This window comes from Roseibium sp., from assembly GCF_050301095.1.
Taxonomy (GTDB): Bacteria; Pseudomonadota; Alphaproteobacteria; order Rhizobiales; family Stappiaceae; genus Roseibium.
Map to the genome: position 1 here is coordinate 1 of NZ_JBNKYW010000207.1, position 11784 is coordinate 11784.

At 60.9% G+C, this 11784-nt stretch carries 13 protein-coding genes; 3 read left to right on the forward strand and 10 right to left on the reverse strand.

The features are described 5' to 3' along the window. From ACQY7U_RS18410 to ACQY7U_RS18430, 5 genes are all read right to left on the reverse strand, one after another. Nucleotides 1-556: GTPase (locus ACQY7U_RS18410; protein WP_428647509.1), on the reverse strand; the 556-nt coding region annotated here is incomplete at its 3' end. Between the two features lie 177 nt (nt 557-733). Further along, complete coding sequence (pth, locus tag ACQY7U_RS18415) at nt 734-1480, reverse strand: aminoacyl-tRNA hydrolase (RefSeq protein ID WP_428647512.1); 747 nt, start codon at nt 1478-1480, stop codon at nt 734-736. Between the two features lie 122 nt (nt 1481-1602). Beyond that, on the reverse strand, nt 1603-2226 hold the full coding sequence (locus tag ACQY7U_RS18420; protein WP_428647515.1) for a 50S ribosomal protein L25/general stress protein Ctc: 624 nt from the start codon (nt 2224-2226) through the stop codon (nt 1603-1605). Between the two features lie 179 nt (nt 2227-2405). Next, nucleotides 2406-3092 (reverse strand): MOSC domain-containing protein, encoded by a 687-nt coding sequence (locus ACQY7U_RS18425; RefSeq protein ID WP_428647518.1) that lies wholly within the window; start codon nt 3090-3092, stop codon nt 2406-2408. Nucleotides 3093-3102: 10 nt separating this feature from the next. Beyond that, complete coding sequence (locus ACQY7U_RS18430) at nt 3103-3651, reverse strand: MarR family winged helix-turn-helix transcriptional regulator (protein ID WP_428647521.1); 549 nt, start codon at nt 3649-3651, stop codon at nt 3103-3105. An 87-nt stretch (nt 3652-3738) separates the two neighbouring features. Between ACQY7U_RS18430 and ACQY7U_RS18435 the strand changes: the two genes are divergently transcribed. The 3 genes from ACQY7U_RS18435 (at nt 3739) to ACQY7U_RS18445 (ending at nt 7617) form a co-directional block, all read left to right on the forward strand. Further along, nucleotides 3739-4491 (forward strand): hypothetical protein, encoded by a 753-nt coding sequence (locus ACQY7U_RS18435; RefSeq protein WP_428647524.1) that lies wholly within the window; start codon nt 3739-3741, stop codon nt 4489-4491. A gap of 123 nt (nt 4492-4614) precedes the next feature. Beyond that, nucleotides 4615-5418, forward strand: a complete 804-nt coding sequence (locus ACQY7U_RS18440; RefSeq protein WP_428647527.1) for a PDC sensor domain-containing protein — start codon at nt 4615-4617, stop codon at nt 5416-5418. A gap of 69 nt (nt 5419-5487) precedes the next feature. Further along, on the forward strand, nt 5488-7617 hold the full coding sequence (locus ACQY7U_RS18445) for a methyl-accepting chemotaxis protein (protein ID WP_428647530.1): 2130 nt from the start codon (nt 5488-5490) through the stop codon (nt 7615-7617). Between the two features lie 74 nt (nt 7618-7691). Here the strand turns inward: ACQY7U_RS18445 and ACQY7U_RS18450 are convergent, their stop codons facing one another. From ACQY7U_RS18450 to ACQY7U_RS18470, 5 genes are all read right to left on the reverse strand, one after another. Beyond that, nucleotides 7692-8624 (reverse strand): ribose-phosphate pyrophosphokinase, encoded by a 933-nt coding sequence (locus ACQY7U_RS18450; RefSeq protein ID WP_428647533.1) that lies wholly within the window; start codon nt 8622-8624, stop codon nt 7692-7694. Nucleotides 8625-8862: 238 nt separating this feature from the next. Next, nucleotides 8863-9384 carry a hypothetical protein gene (locus tag ACQY7U_RS18455; protein WP_428647536.1) on the reverse strand — a complete coding sequence of 174 codons (522 nt, stop codon included), beginning with the start codon at nt 9382-9384 and terminating at the stop codon, nt 8863-8865. Between the two features lie 92 nt (nt 9385-9476). Continuing rightward, nucleotides 9477-10634 (reverse strand): M24 family metallopeptidase, encoded by a 1158-nt coding sequence (locus ACQY7U_RS18460; protein WP_428647539.1) that lies wholly within the window; start codon nt 10632-10634, stop codon nt 9477-9479. A gap of 9 nt (nt 10635-10643) precedes the next feature. Further along, a complete protein-coding gene (gene pgeF, locus ACQY7U_RS18465; protein ID WP_428647542.1) occupies nt 10644-11408 on the reverse strand; it encodes a peptidoglycan editing factor PgeF in 765 nt (254 codons plus the stop codon). A 69-nt stretch (nt 11409-11477) separates the two neighbouring features. Next, on the reverse strand, nt 11478-11784 hold a 307-nt coding region (locus tag ACQY7U_RS18470), incomplete at its 5' end, for an SAM-dependent methyltransferase (RefSeq protein WP_428647545.1).

Below are 11784 nucleotides of genomic sequence, written 5' to 3' on the forward strand. Positions count from 1 at the left end.
CCTCGCTCCGCTCGAAGTTGCGGGCCATCTTGCCCTCGCCCAGATGGGCGGCGAGTCTCTCGAAGAGGGGGACCTGAGCGGCCAGGGTCTTGTCGCCCTTGGACTGCTTTCTGATCCGTTCCAATTTACGTTCCACCTGCTCCAGGTCGGCCAGCACCAGCTCCGTGTTGATCAGCTCGATGTCGCCCAGGGGGTCGATCCGGCCTTCCACGTGGGTGATGTTCTCGTCCTCGAAGCAGCGGACCAGATGAGCCACCGCGTCCACCTGACGGATGTGGCTCAAGAACTTGTTGCCCAGGCCCTCGCCCTTGCTGGCGCCGCGCACCAGGCCGGCGATGTCGACGAAGGTGATGCGGGTCGGAATGACTTCCTTGGAACCGGCCACCTCGCGGATCGCATAAAGGCGCGGATCGGGAACCGCCACCTCGCCCGTGTTCGGCTCGATGGTGCAGAAGGGATAGTTCGCGGCCTGGGCCGCCGCGGTTTTGGTGAGCGCATTGAAGAGCGTGGACTTGCCGACATTCGGCAGCCCAACGATGCCGCACTGGAAACCCATGGGAGTTCGCTTTCGGTTTGTATCGTGAAACTGTTGGAGCGCTACATGCCGTAGAGAACGGGGCAGGTCAAGGCTTTGCGGCGGTTGAAGGCCATCTGCGGCAACAGAGCGGGAAGAAACCGGAATGGACAGCGGGACGTGCAGCTGTCCGGCCGTCTGCAGCCTTTCGCGGGCAGCTCAGCTTTCACCGCCGCCGAGCAACTTCTTCAGCATCTCCGCCATCGGTCCGGACTTGGGCACGTTGACCGGCTTCGGCTGACGGGCCTGTCGGATATGGCTTTGGCCCTTTGGTTTCCCGGCGGCCGCGTCGCCCTCTCCCGAGGGCTCCTTCTTCGGCTTGCGTTGTGCCTTTTCCGGCTCCAGCGCGAGCGTCAGCTTGTTGGCGAACTGGCTGTCCTTGCCCTCGGCAAGCAGACCGGCATTGTCGGCAATTTCGGTGAGCAGCGGCTCCAGCCAGTCCCGGTCCGCCTTGGCGAAGTCGCCGAGCACGTAGTTCGACACGAGTTTCTTGTCGCCCGGATGGCCGATGCCGAGGCGCAGGCGCCGGTAGTCCGCGCCGATGTGGGCGGTGATCGACCTCAGGCCGTTGTGGCCGCCGTGGCCGCCGCCGGTCTTCATGCGAAACTTGGCCGGCGGCAGGTCCAGCTCGTCGTAGAGAACGACGATATCTGCCGGTTCGAGCTTGAAAAAACGCATGGCTTCGCCGACCGCGCGGCCGGATTCGTTCATATAGGTGCTTGGCTTGAGCAGGAGAACCTTTTCCGAGCCGAGCCGGCCTTCGGACACCTGGCCCTGAAAACGCGCGCGCCAGGGTTGGAAGGCGGAATGGCGGCGATGGATTTCGTCGACAGCCATGAAGCCGATGTTGTGCCGGTTGCCCTCATATTTGGCTCCCGGATTTCCCAGGCCGACAATCAGTTTCATGGTGCGCCTTTCAAGTTCTGCCCTGAAACGAAAAAGCAGCCTGTGCGGCTGCCCTGAACTTTCCCCGGAAGGGGACAGGAGGCAGCAATCTGCCTCCTGCGATTTCAAAGTGGAAGAGCAGCTTATTCGCTTTCTGCCGCTTCTTCTTCTTCGGAAGCCTCTTCGGAATCTTCCTTCATGCCGGCCGGTGCCGCGATCGTTGCGATGGTGAAATCGCGATCGGTGATGGTCGGCTGGCAGCCTTCCGGCAGCTTGACTGCGGAAATGTGCAGGCTGTCGCCCGGCTGCGCAGTGGCCAGGTCGATGACCAGGGCTTCCGGAATGTTGTCGGCCGGAACGGTCATCTCGACCGTGTGGCGCACAACGTTCAGAACGCCGCCCTTCTTGAGACCCGGGCAGGTTTCCTCGTTGAGGAACTGAACCGGAATTTCAACCGTGAGGGTCGAGCCCTTGGCGACACGCAGGAAGTCGACGTGCAGGACATCGTCGCGCACCGGGTGCAGCTGGAAGTCCTTTGCGATGACCTGGTGCTTTTCACCGTCGACATCGATAGTGCCGATGTGGGTCAGGAAACCGCCCTTGTGCAGGGTGAGAGTGGTTTCTTTCACCGGGATGGTGATCGGCAGGGCCGGTTTTTTGTCGCCGTAGATCACGGCAGGAAGAAGGCCTTCGCGACGCAGTGCCCGAGCGGCCCCCTTGCCCACGCGGTCCCGTGCCGACGCCTTCAGCTCATAGCTGGCAGCCATGGCAAAACTCCTTGAACGTATGGTAACGGACCGGCGAACCACTGCGCCAATAAAGACTCACGTTGTCCGGGATCGGTCCAGAAGCGCCTCCTCCAGGGGTGCAGGCGCGAGCGCGCGTATAGCGGAAAAGCCGGGCTGATGCAAGGGCAGGCGGGCTGAGGGCCGGAAAACGCTCGCAATTATCCCTGCAGCCGCCGGGACGTATCCTCGTGAAACGCCGGATTTGCCTTCTTGGCAAAGGAGGTCCGCCAGGGTTCTGCCAGTTCTTCAAGATCCGCCAGGGCACGCGCGGTGTCCGCATCGAGACGCGGATTGAACCTGGCCAGGATCACGTCCCTCAGGTTCCAGTCCGGGCAGGGACGGTCGATGACGCTGATCTTGTCCCCGGCTTCCATTCGCCCGGGTTCAAGAACGCGGAAGTACCAGCCCGTCCGTCCGGTTTTCTGGAAGGAGGCCGCCTGGACCGGATTGTCCGTGTGCAGGTTCAGCTTCCAGCACGGCTGGCGGCCTTGGGAAATCTGCAGGCGTGCTGTTCCGGCGGAAAAGACGTCGCCGATGCAAAGGTCCTCTTCCGTGAAACCTTCTGTGGAAAGATTTTCTCCAAACCCGCCGGGCGCATAGAGGTCCGCCTTCTCCGGAAAGGCCTCCCGCCAATGGGCATAGTGTTCGCTCGGATAGATGTGGAGGGCCTTTTCGGGGCCGCCGTGAACGGTAAGGTCCGCCTGGGTGTCGCCGGCAAGGCCTGTCTCCGTCATCTCGACAGGTCCGTCCACACGTACCTTGCGGATCGCGGACGGGGCCTTCCCCTCCCAGCGGTGCTCGGGCTGTCCGAGAAAGAGGTCAAGGATCGTGGCTGTCGCGGTCATGCGGGGAACCTCAGGCTTGGTGTTCATGGCAGATCTGACCGGTCTCTTCACTGGCCAGGGAAACTTGCAGAAGACGGCAGAAGCCGCCGTTTGCCTTGGTTTCATGATGTTCGCAGGTCCTGCAGATCCCGAAGGTTCTGCCGCCGCGTTCATGAAGCATGGCAAGGAGAAGCGCTTTCAGGGATGCGGAGAGGCTTTCGGCTGTTTCCGGTGAAAGGTGTCCGATCACGTGGTCGAGTCCGGACGGATTGTCAAGGAGTTCCTGACCGGCTTCGGTGATGTCGTAGCGGATGCTGCGCTTGTCCGCGTCCGAGCGCGTTTCCGCGATCAGGGCCTTGCGGGCAAGCGCCTTCAGGGTCTGGGAAGCGGTGCCGCGCGTCGTCGCGAGATAGTCCGCCACATGCGACGGCGCGCGCGAAAACCGGTTGGCGCGGCCGAGATAGGTGAGCGCGGCAAATTGCGACGGGTTGAGAGGCCCGTTCCATTCTTCGGCGGCATTCAGGCGCGTCAGCCGGTCAATCAGCTCCCGGATGGCCCGTATTTCGGTGACATCGGTCATGGTCTTTATGTAGCGAGTCGAAATTAAACTTGCAATAGTTTCGAGTCGCTACTAAATAGGCCGCATCCTCGAACAAGGAGAAGACCCATGCTGAAAACAATACTCGGAAGTCTCTTGATCGCCGGCTTGCCGGCAACCGCCCTGGCGGATGGCAATCATGCGCTCGACCAGAATGGAGCGGTGGTGTCGCCGGAAAACGTAGAGGTCGACCGGAACTACGACATACTCGCCGCCCATGTTCACAGGAACGGCCGCACCGTTGCCTTTCACATGACCCTTCAGGGCGCGGCGGGACAAACCGTCCCTGAAACGGCCGGCCAGCTCGCCGGTGCACCGGTACATTCCTATGTCTGGCCGACGTCGCTGAGCCCGGAAACGGTCGGGTTTGAAGGGAGCAAGGGCATCCTGGCGCTGGTTGCGACCAGCCATCCGGATTTCGACGACACGCCGCTTTTCGACGAGGATGGCGACGGCGATGTCGGCAACGACGGTGCGAAATGGCATGCGCACTGGGTGGTGCTGACGCCCAACGAGGCTTGCGGGGCAGGGGCGCTTTCCGTGCAGGATATCCCGGACGGCGCGGCTCCGAAGATGCCGGCGACCTGGCCAGGCTTGCCGATCTACATCGACAGTCCCGGTTTTTCACCGGTGTTCTCCGGCCAGGAGATCACCCTGAACGTGGCCTTGAGCGAAGACAGCGCCGTCGAAGGCATGGCTTATGACGGCGTCACAGCGGCCTTGCGTGTCAACCGCAGTGTCCACGCACCGCTCCTGTGTGTGACCGATGTTTTCGACGTCGCTTCGGGCGACCTCAGTCTGCCGGGCAGAATTGGCGAGTGAAACGAAAGGCGCCGGAAGTTCCGGCGCCTTTGATGCTGCGAATCGTGTTTCCCGCTTGAGAAGCTGGAGATTTGTATTCCAAACCCGGGTGACCGCTGGCGCCGCTGATCCGCGGCAAACCAGATGTCGCCCGGGGAATGGCGACCGGCAGAAAATGGTCCGTTCGCGAACTACCACACCGAGTGGGGGTTAAGACGAGTGGAGGTTAAGGAAAATCTTGGTCATATTGCGAAAAGTGACGATGTAATAAGTGCTGCTAAGCATAATTTGACAGGTAAACAGGGCGATTTAAATATTAAACCGTATATTAATCCGAAAATACTACAACTCTTCTGGAAATACGGAGAGAGGAAGCGTATGAAACATTTTCTTTACACAACTGTTGCTTGTATTGCTTTCGTCGGCGTCGCGTCGGCGAATGAATTCGAAAGCGAGCTGAAACAGCTGGCAAACGGAAAAATCGCGGAAATTGTTTCTTCGGGAGAAGTCGTGTCCGCCGTGAAGGAACAGAACGGCGTTACCGCGTCCTATGATCAGGCCAAGATCGACGAACTGGACAAGACGTGGCGCGCGGAAGCCGATGCCATCGAGCAGCCGATGATCGACGAGGTTCTTGAAAAGCCTCTGTCAGCTCATCTGGCAGAGATTCAGGAGGGCAGCGGTGGCCTTTTCACCGAGATTTTCGTCATGGACGCAAAAGGGCTGAACGTCGGCCAGAGCAATGTGACCTCGGATTTCTGGCAGGGTGACGAAGCCAAATGGCAGGAAACCTATTCCGCAGGAAAAGGGGCGGTTCACATCAGCGACCTCGAACAGGACGACAGCACGCAGATTGTCCAGAGCCAGGTCAGCGTTCCGGTGATCGATCCCGATTCCGGCGAGGCGATTGGGGCGGTTACGTTTGGCGTTAACGTCGACAACCTCTGATTTCCGAAAAGTCGACTTTTAAATACGAGCGGGAAACTTCGGTTTTCCGCTCGCTTCGGGAGGATTTAAATGAAAGTGTCAGCAAAGCTTCCGGCTCTGGTCCTTGGCATTGCACTGCTTTGTTCGGGCGGCGTCGGTGTTGCAAGCTACGTATCCGGTGCAAACACGGTCAGGGGACAGGCCGAGATGCGTCTGATGGCTCTGGCCGAAAGCCGGCGCGACAACCTGCTGGAATTCTACCGAAGCCGGGAAACGGCCCTTCAGGCGCATATGAGCGGCAAGGCGCTGCTGTCGGCCTACAGCGATTTCAATTCGGCCTGGGCCAAATACGGCGACAAGGCGTCGCCGATGATGACCAAAATATATATTACGGACAATCCGCATCCCGAGGACGAGCGCGACCAGCTGGTGAAGGCCGGGAGGAAACCCTACGACAAGGCACATGCCAAGCAGCACGTCGCGCTGCGGGACTATGCCGACGGGAACAATTATCCGGACATTCTGCTGGTGAACATGGATGGCGACGTCATTTATACCGCGCGTAAGAATGAGGATTTCGCCGTCAACCTGACCAAGGACGACTGGCAGCACACACGACTGGCCGACGCTTATCAGAAGATCGTGCAGGGCGGCGTCGAAACCCTGATCACCTACGATCCGGCCAGCTATTCGGCCAACGGTGGCAAACCGACCGGTTTCTGGGCCGGACCGATTACCATCGGTTCCAAGACCATTGGCATGGTGGTTTACGAGGCCCCTATCGAAAAGATCAGCTCCATTCTCGGAAACTACGCCGGCCTGGGCGAGACGGGTAACATCTTTCTGGTGAATGAAGCGGGACTCGTCCTGAACAACAGCGGCCGGACACCGGACGTATCGGAAATGTTGAGCGCAGACTATTCGTCTCCGGAAATCGAGACGGCTCTTTCCGGCGGGAAAGAGGTCTTCACAAGGCTGCCGGACTATCACGGTAAGGATGTATTCGCGGCGGTGATGCCGTTCGACGTGATGGACCACAGCTACGCCCTCGTCGTGGTTCAGAATGCCGCCGAGGTGCTGTCGCCGCTCAATTCGCTGAAGGTCTGGATCCTGGCAATTTCGACCGTCTGTGCCCTTGTCGCCGGAATCGCGGGCGTCTTGTTTGCACGCAATTTCTCCGGACGGATCGCCAGCCTGAGTGCGATCATGAAAAAGCTCGCCGGCGGCGACACCGACGTGGAGGTTCCGGCGCGCACCGGTGCCGACGAGATCACCGAAATGGCATCGACCGTCGAAGTGTTCCGCGAAAATGCCCTGGAGCGCGAGCGCCTGGAAGAAGAACAGCGCGCCGCCGTTGTCGCGCAGGAGCGGCAGATGGAGAAGATGTCCTCCCTGATCGCGAATTTCCGGGCGGATGTCACGGAGGCGCTGGACGCCGTACACAGCAACAGCGAGCAGATGCGGGTTGCCGCGGAAGATCTGAACGCCGTGGCTGACGAGACCGCAGGCGAGGCGACCAATGCCTCCGCCACTTCGGAAGAGGCCTCGACCAACGTTCAGACCGTTGCCTCCGCATCGGAGGAACTGTCCGCCTCGATCGAGGAAATCCGGCGTCAGGTCTTCGCGACGACGGAAATCGTCCGCACGGGATCGGAAGCGGCGCGACAGACGAACGGCAAGATCGAGGGACTCGCGGAAGCCGCGCAGCGGATCGGCGACGTGGTCAACCTGATTTCGGCGATTGCGGAGCAAACCAACCTCTTGGCGCTCAATGCCACGATTGAAGCCGCACGGGCAGGCGAGGCCGGCAAGGGCTTCGCGGTCGTGGCCGCCGAGGTGAAGGAACTGGCGACCCAGACCGCCAAGGCCACCGAGGAGATCGAGAGTCAGATTGCCGAGGTGCAGACTGCCACGAAGGAGGCTGTCGGCGCGATCGCGGGCATCACCGATACGATGAGCCAGGTCGACGAATATACCGGCACCATTGCGACCGCGGTCGAGCAGCAGGGCTCCGCCACCAGCGAGATCTCCGTCAGCGTGCAGGAAGCCGCTCAGGGGACGATGAACGTGGCAAGGACCATGTCGACGATCTCAGAGAAGGCCAAGGTCACGAGCTCATCGGCCGGGCAGGTGCTGACGGCTTCGACGGACGTCAACCAGCGTACACTGGCGCTGCGGGAGACCGTTGACCGGTTCCTGAAGTTTGTCGCCGCCGCCTAGGGCACGCTTCAACCGAGCGCAAAAAGATGCCCGGCAGAACTGCCGGGCATTTTGTTTTTCGAATTGGAGGCCGTTCAGTTGAAGAGGCTGGAGACCGATTTTTCCAGGGCGGTACGGTTGATCGCTTCACCGATCAGGGGAGCGATGGAAATAGCCCGGATGTTGGCCGCCGCGGTGATTGCCGCCGTCGGTTCGATCGAATTGGTGATCACCAGTTCCTTCAGCTTGGAGGAGGTGACGCGTGCCACGGCTCCGCCGGAAAGAACACCATGGGTGATGTAGGCGGTGACCGACTGTGCACCTTTTTCAAGCAGTGCCTCGGCCGCGTTGCAAAGCGTTCCGCCGCTGTCGACGATGTCATCGACAAGGATGCAATCGTAGCCCTTCACATCGCCGATGATGTTCATGACTTCCGATTCTCCAGGCTTGTCGCGGCGCTTGTCGACGATGGAGAGCGGAGCTTCGATACGCTTGGCCAGCGCGCGGGCGCGCACCACGCCGCCGACGTCCGGAGACACCACCATGACGTTGTCGGTGGCATAGCGTTCCTTGATGTCGCGGGTCATGACCGGAGCCGCGAACAGGTTGTCGGTCGGGATATCGAAAAAACCCTGGATCTGTCCGGCGTGGAGATCCAGGGTCAGAACGCGGTCCGCACCGGCTTCTGTGATCAGGTTAGCGACCAGCTTCGCCGAAACCGGAGTTCGGCCGGAAGCCCGGCGGTCCTGACGGGCGTAGCCGAAGTAGGGGATCACCGCGGTGATGCGGCGGGCAGAGGAACGGCGCAGGGCATCGATGATGATGAGCAGTTCCATCAGATGGTCGTTTGCAGGATAACTGGTCGGCTGCACGACGAAGACATCTTCGCCACGCACGTTTTCCTGAATTTCTACGAAGATTTCCTGGTCGGCAAATCGCCGGACCTGGCATTTGGCCAGAGGGACGTCCAGATATTTGGATATTTCCTCAGCCAGGGCTCGGTTGGAATTGCCCGCGACGATCTTCATGAGCCGCAAGTCCTTCTGGTGCGACAGCGGGTCCGCGAGGCGGATGATCCTCACAGGACACGCGGAAAGGGCCTAGGTCTTTATCAAGCTGCCGGGAGCCAGGGACTCGGTGAGAACCCTTGGCAGGCGGCGGCGTTGTAACAACCAACCAACGGGACCACAACCACCGTTGGGGCCAGAAACCCGCTTTTTTTGATTTTTTGTGACGGCTTGCAGGATTTACCGAGTGAAGCGGTGATTATCGGTTGAGCCAAGCCCTTATTTCTACCATGGAGCGGGTTGCGATCCGCGACAGCGTCCCCGCGCCGACCGCCTGCCAGGGGTCTCCCGAGGCGCCCCCCGTGGTTTCCGTTCCGGAGATCCGTTTCACACGCCGGCCGGATGAATCGACGATGTCGAATACGTAAAAGACGGTGCCGTTGGACGGCTGTCCTGTTGCCGACAGGAAGCCGTTCACCCGGTAGGTGGCAGCTGCCCCGACCCGGCGGACCAGCGTGATGTTTTCCTTGCGGGCCGCCGAGCCGATCATTTCCGACAGCATGTCCGCGATATTGCCCGGTGCGCCGGTAAACGGTTCGAAGGCAAAGGTGATTTCGTCGCTCTGTGGCACCTGCCCGGAAATCGAAGGAGCCGGCGCGGTGGTTGCGATCGGGTTCGGCGGTTGCGGTGCGGACTGACAGGCAGCAAGCCCGCCCAGAAGAACCATGCAGGCCATCACACGCAGGGAGGAAAAGGAATTCGGGCTGAAAAACTTGAGCATGTAGGCGCCTGGCTCTGGTGGTCAGTTTGGTCGATCTGCGAACCGGCCGAAAGAAATACGGAAAAACTGCCGGACCGCAAGTTGGAACTGGTTTAGCCTGACTTGACCGGCAGGTCGAGAGGCAGCGTGGACAAGCACTCCGGTGCACCATTTGTGGTCAGATAGGTTTGACCCAGCGTCATCGCCGTTTCGGTGATCGAATCCATCAGGATCATGTGCATGAAGATCACCATATTTGCTTTCACTTGCGCCGGATTGGCCTTGTAGGCCATCGGCATGTCCATCCAGCTCGGCGTGAAACGCGCGCCCAGAGAGTAGCCGCAGGCGTTCAGGCGGTGCGGCATCATGCCGTGGGCGTCCACGCGCTCGGCATGCGCATCGAAGACATCGCCGAAGGTCTTGCCCGGAACAAGCTGGGTTTCGACCGCCGTCAGGGCTTCGCGGGCGGCCAGATACATTTCATGATGCCGGTCGGTCGGCGTTCCGATCACCACCGTGCGCATCAGCGCGGCGTGATAGTGGCGGTAGCTGCCGGCCCACTCGAGGGTGATCTGGTCCTGTGGCTCGAGCACCCGTCGGCCGGCCTTGTACCGGCACAAAAGCGCATCGGGGCCGGAGCCGATGATGAATTCATTGCCGGGATAGTCGCCCCCGCCCTCGAAGATCGTCCCCTGCATGGCCGCCAGAACACGGCCCTCGTCGGCACCCGGATGGATTTCGTCGAGCCCGGCATAATAGGCCTTGTCGGCCAGCTCCGCCGCCTTGCGCACATAGGCGATCTCCTCCGCGCTCTTGACCGCGCGCAGGCCGGGGACAAGGGGAGAAGCATCCTGAATGTTGGCGAAACTGGTCAGTTCCGCGTTGAGCTGCAGCGCGATCTTCCCGGTCATGCCGTGTGTGTCGTATTCCACGCCGATCCGGCTGCCGAGCAGATCCATGTCGAACAGCAGATCCTTCAGCTGTCCGACCGGGCTGGCCGCCCCCCGGTCGATCCAGATGCGGATGTCGGAAATGTTGGAGGTGTGTTTTGCCTGACGCTGGTCGGCGGAGCGGGTCAGGAGAACCTTTTCACCGTCCCGGGTGACGACAAGGCACTGGAAGAAACAAAAGCCGAAAGTGTCGTAACCGGTCAGCCAGTACATGCTTTCCTGGGCGAACAGCAGCATTGCGTCGAGGTTTTCCGCTTCCATGGCGGCTTTCAGCTGGTCGAAGCGGTTTTCGAACTCGGCATCGGAGAAATGAAGTGCCATGGGTCGTCCTCAACTCAACAGGATTGCGCTGATCTGCCGGCCGTAGTCCGGTTCCCGGCGGTGGGTCGTACGGCGGTAGGAAAAGAAGCGGTCTTCGTCAGCGTAGGTGCACACGCCAAGGTCAGCCACCTGGCGAAGGTCCAGCTGTTCCAGCCGGGTTCCGATAAAGCCGGGAAGGTCGAACATGAAATGGTCCGCCCGGCCGGAGGGAACAAAAAAGCGGGCGTTGTCCTGAGCGTCTTCAATGAAACGGTCCCTGAATTCCGGACCGACTTCATAGGCCCTTTGCGAAATGGTCGGCCCGAGAACGGCTGTTATATTGACGCGCGCGGCTCCGAGCGCCTCCATCGCGGTCACCGTGTTTTGCAGGACACCGGATATGGCGCCCTTCCAGCCGGAATGGGCGGCGCCGATCACGCGGGCCTCGGGGTCGGCAAACAGGACCGGCCCGCAATCGGCAGTCGAAACCCCGATGGCAAGTCCGGGAGTGGCCGTCACCAGCGCATCCGCCTTGCGGTCGGCATCGTCCTCAAACGGGGCGCTGACGGTGATCACGTCCGGCGAGTGGATCTGGTATGGCGAAACCAGACGGGTCTCGGAAACGCCAAGCGCACCGGAAACGCGGCTCCGGTTCTCCAGCACGTTATCCCGGTCGTCATCCGACCCGAGACCGATATTGAGGCTGCCGTAAAGCCCTTCGGAGACGCCGCCCTGCCGCGTGAAAAACCCGTGACGAACGCCTGCAAGCTTCAAGGCGTCAGCTTCGATTTTCATGACCGGTCTCCAGGTTGGCCAGAAAGGGAGAGCGGAATGCGATTCCGCATCCCACGATCCTTGGAGGGATCAGGTCGTGCTGTCAAACGGTGGAAACGAAATTCCCTTGCCCGTAACAGCAAGCACCTTGAAGAGATCGCCCATCTGGCCGGGAGCCGCCAGCCGCTCGACGGCATCGCGGATCGTTTCCTGGTCTTCGTGGGACTTGCCCGCGCCAAGGGCTCCGGCCCGTTCCAGAATACCGGAGCGCAGCAGGAATTCGCCCTGGCTGAGCGGAGGCAGGGCGAACGCGCCGCCCCGGACGGCCGCCGCCGCCAAAGCCTCGAAATTGACATGAGCCGTCAGGTCGGCCTCGCCCGGATGGGCCAGAACATCG

Coding starts and splice junctions, on each gene's coding strand:
- ACQY7U_RS18450 (WP_428647533.1), bottom strand. CDS start 8,624: ATGAAGATCGTCGCGGGCAATTCCAACCGAGCCCTGGCTGAGGAAATA.
- ACQY7U_RS18460 (WP_428647539.1), bottom strand. CDS start 10,634: ATGGCACTTCATTTCTCCGATGCCGAGTTCGAAAACCGCTTCGACCAG.
- ACQY7U_RS18430 (WP_428647521.1), bottom strand. CDS start 3,651: ATGACCGATGTCACCGAAATACGGGCCATCCGGGAGCTGATTGACCGG.
- pgeF (WP_428647542.1), bottom strand. CDS start 11,408: ATGAAAATCGAAGCTGACGCCTTGAAGCTTGCAGGCGTTCGTCACGGG.
- ACQY7U_RS18445 (WP_428647530.1), top strand. CDS start 5,488: ATGAAAGTGTCAGCAAAGCTTCCGGCTCTGGTCCTTGGCATTGCACTG.
- ACQY7U_RS18435 (WP_428647524.1), top strand. CDS start 3,739: ATGCTGAAAACAATACTCGGAAGTCTCTTGATCGCCGGCTTGCCGGCA.
- ACQY7U_RS18425 (WP_428647518.1), bottom strand. CDS start 3,092: ATGACCGCGACAGCCACGATCCTTGACCTCTTTCTCGGACAGCCCGAG.
- ACQY7U_RS18455 (WP_428647536.1), bottom strand. CDS start 9,384: ATGCTCAAGTTTTTCAGCCCGAATTCCTTTTCCTCCCTGCGTGTGATG.
- ACQY7U_RS18440 (WP_428647527.1), top strand. CDS start 4,615: ATGTCGCCCGGGGAATGGCGACCGGCAGAAAATGGTCCGTTCGCGAAC.
- pth (WP_428647512.1), bottom strand. CDS start 1,480: ATGAAACTGATTGTCGGCCTGGGAAATCCGGGAGCCAAATATGAGGGC.
- ACQY7U_RS18420 (WP_428647515.1), bottom strand. CDS start 2,226: ATGGCTGCCAGCTATGAGCTGAAGGCGTCGGCACGGGACCGCGTGGGC.